Origin of the sequence: Sphingobium cyanobacteriorum (genome assembly GCF_030580935.1) — a bacterium.
Lineage (GTDB): Bacteria > Pseudomonadota > Alphaproteobacteria > Sphingomonadales > Sphingomonadaceae > Sphingobium > Sphingobium cyanobacteriorum.
In genome coordinates this window covers 669,523-685,363 of the sequence record NZ_JAUQOM010000001.1, presented here as the reverse complement: position 1 = coordinate 685,363, position 15,841 = coordinate 669,523, and the positions used below count along the sequence as shown (strand labels likewise).

The 15,841-nt window shown below is 65.6% G+C and carries 20 protein-coding genes; 18 read left to right on the top strand and 2 right to left on the bottom strand.

Translation table 11 applies throughout. From position 1 onward, the window contains the following. Window position 1: 1 nt before the first annotated feature. The 18 genes from Q4610_RS03385 (at window position 2) to queE (ending at window position 14,739) form a co-directional block, all read left to right on the top strand. On the top strand, window positions 2-1,381 hold the full coding sequence (locus Q4610_RS03385) for a flagellar hook-length control protein FliK (protein WP_304534585.1): 1,380 nt from the start codon (window positions 2-4) through the stop codon (window positions 1,379-1,381). 28 nt (window positions 1,382-1,409) lie between these two features. After that, window positions 1,410-2,066, top strand: coding sequence for a flagellar basal body-associated FliL family protein (locus tag Q4610_RS03380; RefSeq protein ID WP_304534584.1), 657 nt, complete (start codon window positions 1,410-1,412; stop codon window positions 2,064-2,066). A 111-nt stretch (window positions 2,067-2,177) separates the two neighbouring features. After that, window positions 2,178-3,062: a flagellar motor switch protein FliM gene (locus Q4610_RS03375; protein ID WP_304534583.1), complete on the top strand. Its 885-nt coding sequence runs from the start codon at window positions 2,178-2,180 to the stop codon at window positions 3,060-3,062. After that, entirely contained in the window at window positions 3,059-3,394 is a 336-nt protein-coding gene (gene fliN / locus Q4610_RS03370; protein WP_304534582.1) for a flagellar motor switch protein FliN, read from the top strand. Before Q4610_RS03375 ends, fliN begins: the two co-directional genes overlap by 4 nt. Window positions 3,395-3,481: 87 nt before the next feature. Then, on the top strand, window positions 3,482-3,745 hold the full coding sequence (locus tag Q4610_RS03365) for a FliO/MopB family protein (RefSeq protein WP_304534581.1): 264 nt from the start codon (window positions 3,482-3,484) through the stop codon (window positions 3,743-3,745). Window positions 3,746-3,803: 58 nt separating this feature from the next. Then, entirely contained in the window at window positions 3,804-4,562 is a 759-nt protein-coding gene (gene fliP, locus Q4610_RS03360) for a flagellar type III secretion system pore protein FliP (protein ID WP_304534580.1), read from the top strand. A gap of 46 nt (window positions 4,563-4,608) precedes the next feature. Continuing rightward, window positions 4,609-4,881 (top strand): flagellar biosynthesis protein FliQ, encoded by a 273-nt coding sequence (gene fliQ, locus Q4610_RS03355; RefSeq protein ID WP_304534579.1) that lies wholly within the window; start codon window positions 4,609-4,611, stop codon window positions 4,879-4,881. Window positions 4,882-4,921: 40 nt separating this feature from the next. After that, window positions 4,922-5,704: a flagellar biosynthetic protein FliR gene (gene fliR, locus Q4610_RS03350; protein WP_304534578.1), complete on the top strand. Its 783-nt coding sequence runs from the start codon at window positions 4,922-4,924 to the stop codon at window positions 5,702-5,704. 1 nt (window position 5,705) lies between these two features. After that, window positions 5,706-6,842, top strand: coding sequence for an EscU/YscU/HrcU family type III secretion system export apparatus switch protein (locus tag Q4610_RS03345; protein WP_304534577.1), 1,137 nt, complete (start codon window positions 5,706-5,708; stop codon window positions 6,840-6,842). Between the two features lie 131 nt (window positions 6,843-6,973). After that, entirely contained in the window at window positions 6,974-7,429 is a 456-nt protein-coding gene (locus Q4610_RS03340; RefSeq protein WP_304534576.1) for a hypothetical protein, read from the top strand. 92 nt (window positions 7,430-7,521) lie between these two features. Next, window positions 7,522-8,934, top strand: coding sequence for a flagellar filament capping protein FliD (gene fliD / locus Q4610_RS03335; protein ID WP_304534575.1), 1,413 nt, complete (start codon window positions 7,522-7,524; stop codon window positions 8,932-8,934). 18 nt (window positions 8,935-8,952) lie between these two features. Continuing rightward, on the top strand, window positions 8,953-9,351 hold the full coding sequence (locus Q4610_RS03330; protein ID WP_304534574.1) for a flagellar export chaperone FliS: 399 nt from the start codon (window positions 8,953-8,955) through the stop codon (window positions 9,349-9,351). A 158-nt stretch (window positions 9,352-9,509) separates the two neighbouring features. After that, window positions 9,510-10,706 carry an aspartate aminotransferase family protein gene (locus Q4610_RS03325; RefSeq protein ID WP_304534573.1) on the top strand — a complete coding sequence of 399 codons (1,197 nt, stop codon included), beginning with the start codon at window positions 9,510-9,512 and terminating at the stop codon, window positions 10,704-10,706. 105 nt (window positions 10,707-10,811) lie between these two features. Continuing rightward, window positions 10,812-11,741, top strand: a complete 930-nt coding sequence (gene argF / locus Q4610_RS03320) for an ornithine carbamoyltransferase (protein ID WP_304534572.1) — start codon at window positions 10,812-10,814, stop codon at window positions 11,739-11,741. Between the two features lie 96 nt (window positions 11,742-11,837). Beyond that, the gene (hslO, locus tag Q4610_RS03315) at window positions 11,838-12,746 is read left to right on the top strand and encodes an Hsp33 family molecular chaperone HslO (RefSeq protein WP_304534571.1); all 909 of its coding nucleotides are present in this window, start codon (window positions 11,838-11,840) and stop codon (window positions 12,744-12,746) included. Between the two features lie 141 nt (window positions 12,747-12,887). Next, window positions 12,888-13,340, top strand: a complete 453-nt coding sequence (locus Q4610_RS03310; RefSeq protein WP_304534864.1) for a DUF3617 domain-containing protein — start codon at window positions 12,888-12,890, stop codon at window positions 13,338-13,340. 47 nt (window positions 13,341-13,387) lie between these two features. After that, a complete protein-coding gene (gene queC / locus Q4610_RS03305) occupies window positions 13,388-14,080 on the top strand; it encodes a 7-cyano-7-deazaguanine synthase QueC (protein WP_304534570.1) in 693 nt (230 codons plus the stop codon). A gap of 11 nt (window positions 14,081-14,091) precedes the next feature. Continuing rightward, on the top strand, window positions 14,092-14,739 hold the full coding sequence (gene queE, locus Q4610_RS03300) for a 7-carboxy-7-deazaguanine synthase (protein WP_304534569.1): 648 nt from the start codon (window positions 14,092-14,094) through the stop codon (window positions 14,737-14,739). On the opposite strand, the gene Q4610_RS03295 is transcribed toward queE, so the two are convergent. Further along, complete coding sequence (locus Q4610_RS03295) at window positions 14,736-15,428, bottom strand: hypothetical protein (RefSeq protein WP_304534568.1); 693 nt, start codon at window positions 15,426-15,428, stop codon at window positions 14,736-14,738. The genes queE and Q4610_RS03295 overlap by 4 nt on opposite strands. Before the next feature lie 85 nt (window positions 15,429-15,513). Next, window positions 15,514-15,807 (bottom strand): hypothetical protein, encoded by a 294-nt coding sequence (locus Q4610_RS03290; protein WP_304534567.1) that lies wholly within the window; start codon window positions 15,805-15,807, stop codon window positions 15,514-15,516. Window positions 15,808-15,841: the final 34 nt, after the last annotated feature.

Below are 15,841 nucleotides of genomic sequence, written 5' to 3'. Positions count from 1 at the left end.
CATGACCATGCTGCACGGCGTTACAGCGGTCGTTGCGCCCAATGCCCCGCCTGCCGCAGGCAAAAGCGGGCAGGCGTCGGCGGAAGAGACGGCCGGTTTTGCCGAAGCGATGCAGGCGGCCAATGCCGATCCGGCGCCGGAGGGGGCCGGACCGTCCGGCGCGGCGCCTGCCGTCCGTGCCGATGCCGTCCGTGCCGATGCGGTCCAGCGCGCCGATGGCGGTGCGCCGGTTGTTGGCAAAGCGCCTGCGCCCGAAGAAACAGGCCCGGTCCGGGCACAGGGCGGCAAGCCTGTCCAGCCGACCGCTGCAAGCGATGCCATAGCGTCAGGCAAAGCCGGCGCGACGGAGCAGACTGGTACAGAAGCGCCCGGTGACGGGGATGAGCCTGATCGCGATGATCAAACCGTGGCGGATGCGGCCGACCCGGTACAGCCGCCTGTCATGATCGTCCCGTCGCAGCCTGCGCCAACGAGTACGGCCGTGGAGACGGACAGGATCGCGACAGATGGCGTCGCCGCCACCGATCCGGCAACCGGGGCGACACATGCGCCCGCGTCGCAGCCGGTCCTGCCGGGGACTGGCGCGCCGGCCACGGCGGAGGCGGCGGCCTTGCTGCAACTGGTGCGTGATCATATGCGCGGGGTTGCGGGACAAGGTGGGGACGGATCCCCGGCCGACGACCCGGTCGCTTCGGTCCCGGATGGGACGGCGGATGCCGGCCAGGCGACCGGCTCGTCATCGACCATGATCGCGCCCGCCCCGTCACAGCAGGGCGGTGCGCAGACCAGTGTGCAGGGTGGCGCGGCGCTGCCGACCGTGGACCTGTCCGCCAGCCTGGGCGACCGGATGGTCGACATGGGCGTGTCGGGCCAGTGGCTCGACGGGCTGGCCCGCGACATTGCGGGGCTGTCGGCGCGGGGCGCGCAGGGGCGGTTCCAGATCAACACGGATCAACTGGGGCAGGTGCAGGTCGACATTCGCCAGGGGGCGGAGGGTGCGGCCGTCAGCCTGACCGTCCTGACCGAAGCTGCCGAACAGGCGCTGCGGCAGGACAGTGACCGGCTGAAGCTAGACGCGGGCCTGTCGGCGGTGCGGATCAGCGAGGTGAAGGTGGAGCGTGCGCCGCAGATTGCCGAAGCCGCCCGGCCCGACACCGCCGGCAACCAGAGCGGTGCGCAGCAACAGGGCCAGGCGGCGGGCCAAGGTCATGCTGCTGGGCAGGGCATGGGCCAGTCGTCCGCCCAGTCGCAGATGCGCGGGCGCGGGCAGGCGCGTGAAAATATCGCCCCGGTCCATAAAGGAAGCGGCGACGCGGCCGTTCTTAACCATGAACAGACCGGCGACGCAGGCGCCGACCTGCCGCGCGCGCGCTATGCGTGACCGCCGCTTTGCCTAGGGGACAAAAATTATGAGCGACGAGCCGAAGGCCAAGAAGAAGAAAGGCGGGGGCATGAAGATGATCCTGCTGCTGGTCGTCGGCGTCGTGCTGGGCGGGGCGGGGGCGGCAGGCGGGCTCTATGCCGCCGGCTTCTTCAACGCCAAGGCCGAAGGGCCTAAGGAGGACCCCAACAAGCCCGTTCTGGTGCTGGCCGGTGAGGACGCGCAGGCGGTCGCCACCGCCCATGGCTGGGCCGGCGAAGCCGGTGGCGCAGGTGGTGGCCATGCCGCCGGCGGCGATCATGTCGCGTCGGCCGGCCATGCGCCGGGCCATGGCATCGACCTGCCGGCGCCGGCCAATCCGGCTGCCTATCAGGCGACCTATTTCCAGCTTCAGGCGCCCTTCACGTCGAACATGTCGGACACCGACGCCTTCGCCCAGATCACCATCGCCGTGTCGACCTATTATGACTATCGCGTCATCGCCGCGATCAAGCAGCATGAGATGCCGGTCCGCAGCCAGGTGCTGATGATGCTGGCGCAGCAGCCGCAGGAAATGCTCGACACGCCCAAGGGCAAGCAGATTTTGCAGAAAAAGATCCGTGACATCGTCAACGACATATTGAAGCAGAAAACCGGCTATGGCGGCGTCGACAATGTCTATTTCACGAATTTCGTGATCCAGTGACGCGGCCCCGGCTGCACCTGATTTAACCGGAATTTTACCATTTTCGTTATTTATGGTCCTGCCTGAAAGGGATCGGGACGTCCCCTGATCCGATACGGGCAGGGGGCCAAGATGACCGAGGTACAGACCTACGCCTTCGGGCGCGGGGAAACACAGGCGCCGATCATGTTGTCGGGCCTGGACCGGCTGGGCGAAAAGCTGGGCCGGCGTATTCGCGCCCTGATCGAGCCGATCGCCGGCGTGCGTCCGCTTGTCACCGCGCAGGAGACGTGCGTGCTGGACTTTGGCACATGGTCGGCCGACGTTCCGGCCTTTTGCAGCCTGTCCATCTATCGCCTGCTGCCCTTGAAGGGGCAGATGCTGCTGCGCATGGACGCGGCGATGATATCTACCCTGGTCGATTGTTTTTATGGCGGCATCGGCAACCGCCCCTTGCCCGCGCGGTCCGAATTCACACCGACCGAGGACCGGCTGATCGCCCGCCTGGCCGACACCATCACGGCGCGCCTGATCGAAACCTGGACCGATATATTGCCGCTGGAGCAGGCGCTGATCCTGCGCGAGAGCGCGGTCGGCTATGCCGCCGCCGCCCAGCCTGGCGACCAGATGGTGCTGCAACGTTTCACCGTGTCGCTGACCCGCGAGCAGGAATGGCCCATCGACCTGCTGTTCCCGCTGTCTGCGCTGCGCGCGGTCGAGGCGCTGACCGGCGCCAATATCCCCACTGACGAGGAGCATCGCGATCCTGTCTGGCAGGCGCGCATCGCCCGCCGGATGCGCGACATCCGCATGCCCGCGCGCACCGTGCTGGCGCGCCCCAACCTTTCCCTGGCCGACCTGATGCAACTCAAGGTCGGCGACGTCATTCCCGTGACCATCGGCCGATCGCTGCCGTTGATCGTCGGAAACCGCATCGTCGCCCATGGCACGATCGGTGAACAGGACGGCCGCGCCGCCTTCCAGATTGAAAAGCTTGCACAGGAACCCGATCAATGAGCGACATGAGCGAAGCCCCCCGGATGGAACGGGCCGATGATCCGGTCAGCCGGATGACCAATAATCGCCAGTTCAAGCTGCTGGCCGACATTCCGGTCCGCATGTCGGTGGAGGTCGGGTCCACGTCGCTGCGCCTGGCCGAAGTGATGGACCTGGCCGAAGGCAGCATCGTCGAACTGGACCGGCAGGCGGACGACCTGCTGGACATCATGGTCAATGGCGCGCTGATCGCCAAGGGCGAGGTGGTGACGGTGAACGGCCGTTATGGCATTCGCATCATCGACATTGCCGCGACCGAAAACCGCCTGGCCGGGATCGAACGGCGCGGATGACGCGCCCGGTTTGATTTTGCGCTTGCCTTCGGTCGCGAAACTGCGGATCGCAGGCGCTGTTAACCATAGCTGCGGGCAGGCCATTTCATGTTCTGGTATTTCGTCAAACTGCTGATCCTGCTGCCGCTGGTGGGTGGCATGGCCTTTGGCGCGCTGTGGCTGTGGCGCAAATATCAGCCCGGCATGATGGCGGGGCAGGGGGAACGCTCGCTCAAGCTGCTCGAAGCGTTGCCGATGGGCGCATTCGGCAAGCTGGCCGTGGTCGAGTTCGAGGGCAGGAAGATATTGGTGGCGGTGACGCGCGGCCGGATCGAGAAGATCGCGGAAGGCGACCATGTCCGCCTGCGCTGATTCCCGAAACATCGTCATCCCCGCGAAGGCAGGGAGATGGATCTCCGCCTTCGCGGGGATGACGCTGGTTGTTGTGCTGACGTTGATCTTCACCATCCCCGCCTTTGCCCAGGCCGCGCCCGCCGCGCCGGTCGACAATGGCGGCGCGCTGAGCCGGGCGATGGGCCAGATTTCGGGTGACGGCCGCTCCATGTCGCTGTCCCTGCAAATCCTGATCCTGATGAGCCTGCTGACGGTGTTGCCGTCGCTCGTGCTCATGATGACCAGCTTCACCCGCATCATCATCGTCCTGTCGCTGCTGCGCCAGGCGCTGGGCCTGCAACAGACGCCGCCCAACCAGGTGCTGGTTGGCCTTGCCCTGTTCCTGTCGCTGTTCGTGATGCGCCCGGCGATCGACGCGATCAATGCCCAGGCGTTCGACCCCTATGGCAAAGGGCAGATCAGCATCGAGGAGGCGGTCGGCCGGTCGGGCAAGGTGCTGCACGGATTCATGACCAGGCAGACCCGCGAAAGCGACCTGAAGCTGTTCCAGAGCCTGGCCAAGGCGCCGGCCTTCCGCACGCCTGACGATATTCCCTTCTCGATCCTGTTGCCGGCGTTCGTGACCAGCGAACTCAAGACCGCGTTCCAGATCGGCTTCATGATCTTCCTGCCTTTCCTGATCATCGACCTGGTGGTCGCGTCCACGCTGATGGCGCTGGGCATGATGATGCTGTCGCCCACGATCATATCGATGCCGTTCAAGCTGCTGCTGTTCGTGCTGGTGGATGGCTGGGCGCTGACCATGGGGTCGCTGGCGGGATCGTTCGCGACATGATGCGGCCCCTGCGTCCGTTCGCCCTGGGCCTGATGCGGTAGAGCGCATGGAAAACGCCGATTTCTTCATGGGACTGGCCCAGCAGGCGCTGTGGATCACGGCGCTGGCGGCCGCGCCCATCCTGATCCCGGCGCTGATCGCGGGCCTGATCATCGGCATGGTGCAGGCGGCGACATCGATTAACGAACAGACGTTGAGCTTCATTCCCAAGATTCTGGTGGTGGGCGGGATGCTGGTGCTGTTCGGCGGATCGATCATGGTGCTGATCGCCGATTTCACCCGCGAAATCTTCGAGCGTATCCCGGACCTGCTGCAATGACGGGGCCGTTGCTGCGCCGTGACGGGACAGGGGCGGCGTCATGATCGCGCCCGGTTTCACCGGCGTCGAAACGCAGTTGTGGATCTGGCTGATCGCCATGATCCGGCCCGGCGCGGCCTTCATCGCCGCGCCCGTGTTCGGCGCGCCCGGCGTGCCGTTGCAGTTGCGCCTGATCCTGTCGCTGGCGCTGGGCGTCGCGGCGCTCAACAGCGTGACGATCCAGTTGCCCCAGGATGGCATCGCCAGTTTCGAAGGCGTGATGCTGGTGATGGGCGAAGTGCTCGCGGGCCTGGCCATGGGGTTCGCGGTCCAGATCGGCTATGCCGCCGCCTTCGTCGCGGGGGAGACGATCGGCAACGCCATGGGCCTCAATTTCGCCGCCATGGTCGATCCGGCATCGGGCCAGTCGACCCAGGTGGTCGGCACTTTCCTGTCGATCCTCGCCACCTTCCTGCTGCTGGGCATGGACGGCCATCTGCTGCTGATCAGCTTTGTCGTGCAAAGCTATGTCGCGATCCCGCCGGGCGGGGCGCTGCTGTCCAACGATGCGATCTGGCACCTGATCGCATTTGGCGGGTCGCTGCTGGGCGCGGGCGTCACCGTGGCGCTGCCGGTCGCCTTTGCGCTGGTGCTGGTCCAGATCGTGATGGGGATGCTGTCGCGCGCGGCCCCCGCGCTCAACCTGTTCGCGGTGGGGATGCCGGTCGCGATGATGGCGGGGCTGGTGCTGCTGGCGGTCGCCGTGCCGGTCATGGCCGAAGGCATCACGGCCTCGCTCAAGGCGGGGCTGGAACAATCGCGCTTCATTGCGGAGGGCCGCTGACATGGCCGGCGGGAATGAGGGCGGCGAAAAGACCGAAAAGCCGACCCAGAAGAAATTGCAGGATGCCGCCAAGAAGGGCGACATCCTCCAGTCGCGCGAACTGGGCACGGCATTGGTGGTGATGGCGGGCATCGGATGCATCGCCGTCATCGGTCCCGCGCTGATCGATGCGCTGTCGACCATGCTGATCGAAGGGCTGCGCTTCCGGCGCGACGACATTGCTGACTTCGCGCCGGTGGATCGGGGTTGGGCGTTGCTCAAGGGGATCGCCCTGCCGGTGGCGGGCGTCATGCTGGCGACCTTCCTCGCGGCGATCGCCGCGCCCGCGCTGCTCGGCTCGCTCGGCTTCCGTCCCGGCGCCTTCGCGCCCAAGCCGGAAAAGCTCAATCCGCTGTCGGGCATCAAGCGCATCTTCGGGATGCAGGGGCTGATCGAACTGATCAAGTCGATCGCCAAGGTCGGGTTGCTGGGCAGCATCGGCGTGTGGCTGATCTGGGATCGGCTGACCGAGATTGTCGGCCTGGGCAAGGCGGGGATCGCGCCGGCGATGGCGGACCTGGGCCATATCTTCATCTTCACCTGCCTTGCCATGGCGGGCGGGCTGTTCCTGATCGCGGGCATCGACGTGCCGGCGCAGATGTTCCAGCGCGCCAAGCGGCTGGGCATGAGCAAGCAGGATATCAAGGACGAGAACAAGGAAAGCGAAGGATCGCCCGAACTCAAGGGGCATATCCGCCGCCGGCAGTTCGAGGTGCTGAGCGGCTCCACCCGCAAGGCGGTGGCGGAGGCGACCGTGATCCTGACCAACCCGACCCATTTCGCGGTCGCGCTGCGTTACCGGCCGGGGCAGGACGGCGCGCCGGTGGTGGTGGCGCGCGGATGCGACGCGATCGCCGCGGCGATACGCGAACTGGCGGACAGCAATGGCGTCACCGTGCTGCAATATCCCGAACTGGCGCGCGCCATCTACTTCACCTCGCGCGCCGGGCAGGTGGTCAATGAAGGGCTGTTCATGGCGGTCGCGACCGTGCTGGCCTTTGTCTATCGGGTCGAAAACCGGATGGCGAGCGAGATCGACCGGCCCTTCGTCACGGTGCCCGACGATCTGCGCTTCGATGCGGATGGCAAGCCGCTCTGACGGCGGAGACGGATGCGCCTTGATGAAGGGCATCTTGATGAAGGGCATCCCAAAAAAAATCGCGACATGGATTAAACTTTGGCCGCGCGCGGCCGTAATGGGTTTTCGGGGACGCATGAAAGGTGTGCGTCATGGACGACTATATATCCCGCGCGGAATTGTCGCCGATCGACCGGACGGTCGTTCGCGCGCCTGTGGCCGCGCAGGCGGTGCAGCCGGTGTCGGCGAGTCGCGCGAGCGACGCGCCTGATCGTGATTCGCGCGCGGCGGCGCCGCCGCGCGATGTCGCGGCGGTCGACCAGGACCTGGCCAGCGTCGCCGAATATGTCGAGGTCCACACGCGCATCGCGGAAATCCTGGCCAAGCTGGATGCCGGCGCCACGAGCGTCGCTGACGCGGCCAGCGCCGTGCAGGCGATGATCCCCAGGCCGATCGTGCTGGTGCCATTGCCGCCAGCCAGCAAGGAGGCGGTCGAACATGCCGAGGCGGTCGCCCGGCGGATCGTCGAGAAAGCGTCATGGGGGCATGCCGCACAGGCGCACCTGACCCGTGCGACGGTGGAACAGATCGCGGCGTCAGCCAACTGATTTCCATGGCGTTTCGGGCGATGTCCCGAAATGAAAATCATTCCTAAACATCTTGTCGCTACCGCCGTTCTACCCCCTCGAAAGGACGGCGCATGACGAAGGTAGGCAGCAGCATCTTGACAGCGCTCGGCGCGGGATCGGGGATCGACACCTCGGCGCTCGTCGCCAGCCTGGTCAGTGCGACGCGCGAGCCGAAGCAGATGGCGATCACCGATCGCCAGAGCCTGAACACATCGCGCATTTCCGCCCTCGCTTCAGCGATCAGTTCGCTCAACACCTTTGCCGATGCATTGAGCAGCGTGCTGTCGGGCAGCGACTATACCGGCACCCCCAACAGCGCCGACGCCAGCATCGCGTCGGTCAGCCTGCTGAGTGGCGGCACCCCCGCCGGCCTGCCCGCGCAATTGACGGTGGAGCAGCTTGCCACCGCCCGTGTCCTGTCATCCACCACCACGGCCGGCGCGACCGGCAGCACGGCGGTCGGCACCGGCAGCCTGACGATCACCACCGCGTCGGGGACGAAAACGGTCACGATCGATTCGACCAACAACAGCTATGCGGGCCTGGCTGCGGCGGTCAATGCGTCGGGCAGCGGCGTGACCGCGCGGGTCGTGACCGATGCGCAGGGCACCCGGCTGGTGTTCAAGGGCGAAACCGGCGCAGACAATGATTTCAGCCTGAGCGCCACGGCCGACAACGGCGGCAGCGCGCTTGCGGGCCTGTCCTGGAGCACGGCGAGCGCAGGCACGATGACTAGCACGTCCGATCCCCGGAATGCGCAGATCACGCTGGATGGCGTCGCTTATGAATATGCCGGCAACTCGATCGACGATGCGATCCCCTATCTGCGGATCGACCTGAACAAGGCGTCGCCGGGCACCACCGTCAACCTGTCCATGACACAGCCGACGGCCGGCCTGTCCGACCTGCTGAAGGAATTTGTCGACGCCTACAACACGCTGATGAAGGCGCTGAACACCGCAACGGCGACGGGCAGCGATTCGTCCAGTGCGGGCGTGCTGAACGGCGTGTCGGGCGTGCGCGACATGAAACGGCAACTGGCGACGCTGACATCGACCGAACTGGGTTCGACCGGCGCTTACAGGACGCTGGCCGACATCGGCGTCACGACCAATCGCGATGGCACGTTGAGCCTGGACACCGACCGGCTGGCGTCCGCGATGGAGGCGGATCCCGAAGGCATCACCAACATGGTGAACCCCAAGACATCGACCACCACCAGCCCCGGCCTGTCCAAGCTGATGGACAGCGTGCGCGACAGCATCGAGAAGGATGACGGTCCGATCAAGACCGCGCAGAAGCTGTACGATGCGCAGGCGGAAGAATTTACCAGGCAGCTTGAGAAGCTGGACGATCAGATGACCAATTATGAGCAGCATCTGACGTCGGTATATGCGGCGATGGAAACACGCCTCAGCGCGCTCAAGGCGACGCAAAGCTATCTGGAGCAGCAGATCAAGGTCTGGAACAACAGCGACAATTAATCGGGAACGGGCAACACGATGTTTTACAATCAGGGTTATGCAGGTGGTTCGGCGGCGCGGCGCTATGCAGCGGTTCATTCCGGCAGCCGTACCGAAAGCGCCACCCCGCACGGGCTGGTCAAGATCCTGTTCGACGAGCTGCTGCTGGCGTTCGAGGCGGCGGCGCTGGCCGAACGGCAGGGCGACCGGATGAAGGTGTCCGACAAGCAGGCCCGCGCCATGTCGATCCTGTTCGCGCTGGAATCGAGCCTGGATTATGACAAGGGCGGCGATGTCGCGGTCGGCCTGGCGCAAATCTACCGCGAAGCGCGTCGGCTGCTGCTGGTAGGGGCCAAGGAACGGTCCGCCGCGCCGGTCGATCAGGCCCGCGCCATGATCGCGGAAATCGCCGACGCCTGGAACCAGATCGGACAATAAGCGCGATTGCGCCCGGTCCGTCGGGCGGGGTTGCGCGACCAAAAGCCCGTCTGTATAGGCGGTGCTCGCAAAGGGCGGCCCGGCGGGGACCGCCTTTTTGCGTTTCGCGCAAGTCCGCGCACCTGACGATGTTACATCAGTCCAGAAAGGGAAGGCCCATGTCGATTACGCCGCTCATGCCCGTTTACCCCCGGTGCGATGTGCGTCCGGTGCGAGGCGAGGGCTGTTACCTGATCGGCGAGCGCGGCGAGCGCTATCTCGACTTCGCCAGCGGCATCGCGGTCAACCTGCTGGGCCATGGTCATCCCAAGCTGGTCAAGACCATCGCCGACCAGGCCGCGACGCTGATGCATGTGTCGAACCTGTACGGGATGCCGCTGGGTGAGCAATTCGCGCAGAAGCTGGTCGACAACACGTTCGCCGACACGGTGTTCTTCACCAATTCGGGCGCCGAAGCGGTGGAATGTGCTATCAAGACCGCGCGCCGCTATCATTATGCCAATGGTGCGGCGCACCGGCACAAGATCATCAGCTTCGACAACGCCTTTCACGGGCGGACGCTGGGCACGATCTCCGCCACCAGCCAGCCCAAGATGCGCGACGGGTTCGAACCGCTGCTGCCCGGTTTTACCGTGGTGCCGTTCAACGATCTGGACGCCGCGCTGGCGCAGATCGACGACAACACCGCCGGTTTCCTGCTGGAGCCGGTGCAGGGCGAAGGCGGCGTGACGCCGGCGACGCAGGCGTTCCTCAAGGGCCTGCGCCAGGCGTGCGACGAGCATGGCCTGTTGCTGATCCTGGATGAAGTGCAGTGCGGCTATGCCCGCACCGGCACCTTCTTTGCCCATGAACAATATGGCGTGACGCCCGACATCATGGCGGTGGCCAAGGGGATCGGCGCGGGCTTCCCGCTGGGTGCCTGCCTCGCCACGGAAGAGGCGGCCAAGGGCATGGTGTTCGGCACCCATGGCACCACCTATGGCGGCAATCCGCTGGCCATGGCGGTGGGCCTGACGGTGATCGAGGAAGTGCTGGCCGACGGTTTCCTGGACCATGTGACCGCGATGGGCACCCGCCTGCGCGCGGCGCTGGAACAGCTTATCCCCAATCATGACGACATGTTCGAGGATGTGCGTGGGCTGGGCCTGATGCTGGGGGTCAAGCTGAAGGACGGTTATGACGCGCGTGGCTTTGTTGGCCATCTGCGTGATCATCATGGCCTGCTGACGGTATCGGCCGGGCAGAATGTGCTGCGAATCCTGCCGCCCCTCGTCATCGAGGAAAGCCATATCGCCGAAGCCATCGAGAAGATTTCCGCCGGCGCGCGGAGCTTCGCGGAGGCAAAGGCGGCCTGATCAATACTACCCCGTTCGTGCTGAGCCTGTCGAAGGGTCGTTCTTCTTCAAGGGAAAGAGGGGGCTTCGACAGGATCAGCCCGAACGGCTGTGGGGGGTAATGATATGACCAAGCATTTCCTGAATCTTTCCGATGCGGGCGGCGACGCGATTGCCGCGATGATCGCCGACGCCATCGATCGCAAGGCGGCACGGGCAGGCAAGCCCAAGGGCGCGGCGGATGCCGACGCGCCGCTGGCCGGCCACACGCTGGCGATGATCTTCGAAAAGAACAGCACCCGTACCCGTGTCAGTTTCGACATGGCGATCCGCCAGTTGGGCGGCACGTCGCTGATCCTGGACGGTGCGACCAGCCAGCTTGGCCGGGGCGAGACGATCGCGGACACCGCGCGCGTCCTGAGCCGCATGGCCGATGCGATCATGATCCGCACCGACGATCATGCCAAGATCGAGGAAATGGCGCATTATGCCAGCGTCCCGGTCATCAATGGCCTGACCGACCTGTCGCATCCCTGCCAGATCGTCGCCGACCTGCTGACCGTGGTGGAACATGGGCTGGCGTTGCCCGGCAGCCAATGGGCGTGGCTGGGCGATGGCAATAATGTTCTGCACTCCATCGTGGAGGCGGCGGGCCTGCTCAGGTTCGATGTCCGCATGGGCATACCGCAAGGCTATGATCCCGACCCGGCCTTTGCCGATGCGGCGCGCGCGGCAGGATCGACCATCAGCCTGACCCGCGACGCGACCGCGGCAGTCGCGGGCGCGGATGTGGTCGTCACCGACACTTGGATTTCGATGGGCCAGGCCCATGCCGAAGAGAAGCTGGCGGCGATGATGCCCTATCAGGTGACGGCCGACCTGATGGCGAAGGCGAAGCCGGGCGCCAAATTCCTCCATTGCCTGCCCGCGCATCGCGGCGAGGAAGTGGTAGCCGACGTGATCGACGGGCCGCAGTCGCTGATCTGGGATGAAGCGGAAAACCGCATCCATGCCCAGAAATCGGTGCTGCTCTGGGCATTGGGGCGGCTCGGTTGAGTTTTCGGGCAGGCTTCCTATCTAGGCGGCCTGCCCGCATCGCTGGATGCCTTTCTTGTTCCGACGCGCAGCGCGGCGGATGACCGGAGCTGTGACGTGACCACCCAAGCCGATCTCGACCAGGCCCTTGGCTTCACCATCGCATCGCGCCATGTGCGCGGGCGCATCGTGCGGCTGGGGCCGGTGCTCGACCAGGTGCTGGCCGCCCATGCCTATCCCCCTGCCATCGAACGGTTGCTGGCGTCGGCGCTGGTGCTGGCGGCGCTGCTGGGCAGCACGCTCAAGCAGGCGGACGGGCAACTGACCTTGCAGGCGCAGACCGAACATGGCGTCGTCAGCCTGCTGGTCGCCGACTACAAGGATGGCGACCTGCGCGGCTATGCCAAGTTCGATGCCGACCGGCTGGCCGAACTTGGCCCCGGCCCGACGCTGTTCGGCCTGTTCGGCAAGGGCTATCTGGCCATCACATTCGACCAGGCGGTGACGGGCGAGCGCTATCAGGGCATCGTGCCGCTGGAAGGGCAGTCGCTGGCCGACGCCGCGGAACATTATTTCTTCCAGTCCGAACAGATCCCCAGCGTCATCCGCATCGCCACCCGTCATGACATGGGCGGCGGCTGCATTGCGGCGGGCATGCTGCTCCAGCATCTGCCCGAAGGCGAAGTGGGGCGCGAGCGGTTGCATGTGCGCCACGATCATCCCGAATGGGAACATGTGCAGGCGCTGGCGGAAACATTGCAGCCCGCCGAACTGACCGACACGGCGCTGCCGCTGACCGACATTCTCTGGCGCCTGTTCCATGAGGAAGAGGAAGTGCGCGTGACCGAGGGCGGCGGACTGGCCAAGGGATGCCGCTGTGACCTGGCCCATATTCGCGACGTGATCGGCCGCTTTTCGGTCGAGGAACGGGTGGAAATGGCCGATGAGGCGGGCGTGATCGGCGTCGATTGCGCCTTTTGCTCACGCATTTTCCCGCTCAGGCTGGACAGTTTCGCCGCCGATTGACGGAAATCGTTTCGATAACGATATTTGTAATTACGGCGAAACGAGTCATTTGCGCTATCAAAATGCCGCAATTGGACGGCAGCCATGGCGCGGGACAGTCGCGCCCGGATCAACTGGCGGCGCATGGGAACGAGCGGGATCATGACGACAGGGGGATGGCGCGCACTGGGCGCCGCATCGGCATGGGTGATGGCGGCATGGGCCGGAGTCGGGGTCGGGGCTGGAGCCGCCACCGCCACCGGGTCGGCAGGTACATCTGCGCCGGTGGCGCTGCGCATGCTGGAACCGGGGCAATGGGAACTGCGCGGGCGCGGCGAGGGCGCGGAAACGCGCAGGCTGTGCGTCACCGACCTGCGCCAGTTGCTCCAGTTGCGCCACAATCAGGGCCAGCGGCAGGCGCTTTGCCGCAGCTTCACCATCAGCGACAGCCCGCATGCGGTGTCTGTCACTTATGATTGCGCGGCGGCGGGCAATGGCCGCACCGACCTGCGCGTCGAAACCGCGCGGCTGGTGCAGATCCGGTCGCAGGGCGTGGCCGATGGCGCACCCTTTGCCTTCGCGGCGGAAGGGCGGCGCATCGGCGCGTGCGGCTGATCGCGCTCCGGCTTGCGTTCGGGCGTTGCGGGCGGTAGCGCGGAGCCATGATTGCCAACAAGGGAAAATTCGCCGTCGTGCTGCTGTCCGGCGGTCTTGATTCGATGGTTGCGGGCGGGCTGGCGCGCGAGGCCGGCTATCATGTGCTGGCCCTGTCGATCGACTATAATCAGCGGCATCGCGTGGAACTGGGCGCGGCGACCCGCGTGGCCGAATCCCTTGGCGCGATCCGCCATATCGTGTTGCCGCTGGACCTGACCGCATTTGGCGGATCGGCGCTGACCGCCGACATCGCAGTGCCCAAGGGCGGTGTGGGGGCGGACATTCCCGTTACCTATGTGCCCGCGCGCAACACCATCTTCCTGTCGTTGACGTTGGGCCTGGCCGAAGTGGCGGGGGCAAGCGACATTTTCATCGGCGTCAACGCGCTCGACTATTCGGGTTATCCCGACTGCCGGCCGGAGTTCATCGACGCCTTTCAGGCCATGGCGACGCTGGCGACCAAGGCAGGGGTGGAAGGCCATCCGATCCGCATCAACACGCCGTTGCAATATATGAGCAAGGCCGACATCGTGCGCGAAGCCCATCGGCTCGGCCTCGACACCGGCATAAGCTGGTCCTGCTACGACCCGACGCCCGACGGCAAGCATTGCGGCCTGTGCGACAGTTGCCGCCTGCGGTCCAAGGGGTTCGAGGAAGCGGGCCTGCTCGATCCCACCGTCTATGCGACGCGGCCCTGAAGGGGCGGGCGATGGCATATGCGGTCAAGGAAATGTTCCTGACGCTTCAGGGCGAAGGCGTGCAGGCGGGACGGCGCGCGGTGTTCCTGCGCTTTGCCGGATGCAATTTGTGGAGCGGCCGGGAGCAGGACCGGGCGAGCGCGATCTGCCGGTTTTGCGATACGGATTTCGTCGGCATCGATGGCCTTGGCGGCGGCAAGTTCGCCGATGCCGATGCGCTGGCGGCGGCGGCGCTGGATTTCTGGGGCGATGGTGCCGAAGGGCGCTATATCGTCCTGACCGGCGGCGAGCCGATGTTGCAGGTCGACGATGCGCTGGTCGATGCGCTCCATGCGGGCGGCTTTACCATTGCGATCGAAAGCAACGGCACGCTGCCCGTGCATCCGGGGATCGACTGGGTCTGCATCAGTCCCAAGGCGGGGAGCGACGTGGTGCAGCGGTCGGGGCATGAACTCAAGCTGGTCTGGCCGCAGCCCGGCGTCGGGCACAGCCTGGCGGAGGTCGACGGGATGGCGGGCTGGGCCTTTGCCCATCACCTGATCCAGCCGCTCGACGACGCCCATGCCGTCGACAATGCCCGCGCCGCGATTGCGCTGGTCATGGATCGGCCGCAATGGCGGCTGACCGTGCAGGCGCATAAATATCTGGGTTTGCGTTAGGGCTTCACCCCGGTCTTGTCGTTCCAGGCCTGATGACAGACCGGCTGGAGCACGCCCTTCTTCCAGCATTTCGGGTCGAAGGAGGGCAGGGCAAGGGCATAGTCATAGCCCGGCGTGCCGTAAAATTGCTCGCCAGCGACGATCGTTGCCTTCTTGATCGACCCCAGCCCCTTGCGTCCCACCTCATGCAGCGTGCCGCGATCGGCGAAGATGGCGTCACGCCCGACCTGTGCCGCCGCCTGGCAGAAGCCCTTCTGCGCCTGCACCGTCGAATAGCTGGAATAGATGCGGGTATTATACATGTCCGACGCGGACTGGCCCGGTTTGCCCTTGCCCACGGTGCGCTGGAAATAGGCGAGCAGGGTCGCCTGCGCCGTGTCCAGTTCCGCATCATGATGGGCGATCATCGCATTATAATTGCTGGTGGTCAGCAATGTGCGTTCGAAATCGCATTGCAGCGCCGCCACGTTGAGCGCGGCGCGCAGATTCCAGGCAAGGCCGGCCCTGATTTCCGCAGGGGTCGCGCCGGGCAGGCCGAGCATGGTCGTGGCGGCATCGTCGGTCAGCGGCGGGGCGCCGAGGTCGGGCGGCGACCAGAAAAATTGCGCGGCGACAGGCTGGGCGAACAGCGGCGCGGCGGCCAGCGCGATGCCGGCCAGCACGCGGCGCAACGGGTAACGGAACATCATTCTTTCAGCCTCTCGCAAGGGGTTGGATATGCCCCCTTTTTCTTCTGTCTGGCCAGTGTATCAGCCCTGAACGATTGCGCCAGCCTTACTGGTCCGACAGGACTTCGGCGTCCGCGCCTTCGGCCTTTTCGGCGGCCGGCTTGTCAGCGGCGGCACTGGCGGGCGCGCTGCTGTTGGCGCTGGCGGCATTGCCCGCCGGCAGCGCGACGGCGGTGCCTTCGCTCTGCACGCCGTCCAGATCGGTCATGGCATCGGTCGCGGTGCCGTCCACCACTTCCATATCCTTCATCTGCACCTTGGTGGCGCCTTCATCCTTCTTGCCACAGGCGACGAGGGGGAGGCAGGCGATGAACAGCGCGGTGGTGAAGATGCGGCGCATCCGGGTCTCCTTGAAACGGTCAGCCCGGCAGCCC

Coding starts and splice junctions, on each gene's coding strand:
- fliD (WP_304534575.1), top strand. CDS start 7,522: ATGACGAAGGTAGGCAGCAGCATCTTGACAGCGCTCGGCGCGGGATCG.
- Q4610_RS03345 (WP_304534577.1), top strand. CDS start 5,706: ATGGCCGGCGGGAATGAGGGCGGCGAAAAGACCGAAAAGCCGACCCAG.
- Q4610_RS03375 (WP_304534583.1), top strand. CDS start 2,178: ATGACCGAGGTACAGACCTACGCCTTCGGGCGCGGGGAAACACAGGCG.
- fliP (WP_304534580.1), top strand. CDS start 3,804: ATGACGCTGGTTGTTGTGCTGACGTTGATCTTCACCATCCCCGCCTTT.
- Q4610_RS03310 (WP_304534864.1), top strand. CDS start 12,888: ATGACGACAGGGGGATGGCGCGCACTGGGCGCCGCATCGGCATGGGTG.
- fliN (WP_304534582.1), top strand. CDS start 3,059: ATGAGCGACATGAGCGAAGCCCCCCGGATGGAACGGGCCGATGATCCG.
- fliQ (WP_304534579.1), top strand. CDS start 4,609: ATGGAAAACGCCGATTTCTTCATGGGACTGGCCCAGCAGGCGCTGTGG.
- Q4610_RS03365 (WP_304534581.1), top strand. CDS start 3,482: ATGTTCTGGTATTTCGTCAAACTGCTGATCCTGCTGCCGCTGGTGGGT.
- Q4610_RS03340 (WP_304534576.1), top strand. CDS start 6,974: ATGGACGACTATATATCCCGCGCGGAATTGTCGCCGATCGACCGGACG.
- queE (WP_304534569.1), top strand. CDS start 14,092: ATGGCATATGCGGTCAAGGAAATGTTCCTGACGCTTCAGGGCGAAGGC.
- argF (WP_304534572.1), top strand. CDS start 10,812: ATGACCAAGCATTTCCTGAATCTTTCCGATGCGGGCGGCGACGCGATT.
- Q4610_RS03385 (WP_304534585.1), top strand. CDS start 2: ATGACCATGCTGCACGGCGTTACAGCGGTCGTTGCGCCCAATGCCCCG.
- Q4610_RS03290 (WP_304534567.1), bottom strand. CDS start 15,807: ATGCGCCGCATCTTCACCACCGCGCTGTTCATCGCCTGCCTCCCCCTC.
- Q4610_RS03325 (WP_304534573.1), top strand. CDS start 9,510: ATGTCGATTACGCCGCTCATGCCCGTTTACCCCCGGTGCGATGTGCGT.
- Q4610_RS03295 (WP_304534568.1), bottom strand. CDS start 15,428: ATGATGTTCCGTTACCCGTTGCGCCGCGTGCTGGCCGGCATCGCGCTG.
- Q4610_RS03330 (WP_304534574.1), top strand. CDS start 8,953: ATGTTTTACAATCAGGGTTATGCAGGTGGTTCGGCGGCGCGGCGCTAT.
- queC (WP_304534570.1), top strand. CDS start 13,388: ATGATTGCCAACAAGGGAAAATTCGCCGTCGTGCTGCTGTCCGGCGGT.
- Q4610_RS03380 (WP_304534584.1), top strand. CDS start 1,410: ATGAGCGACGAGCCGAAGGCCAAGAAGAAGAAAGGCGGGGGCATGAAG.
- fliR (WP_304534578.1), top strand. CDS start 4,922: ATGATCGCGCCCGGTTTCACCGGCGTCGAAACGCAGTTGTGGATCTGG.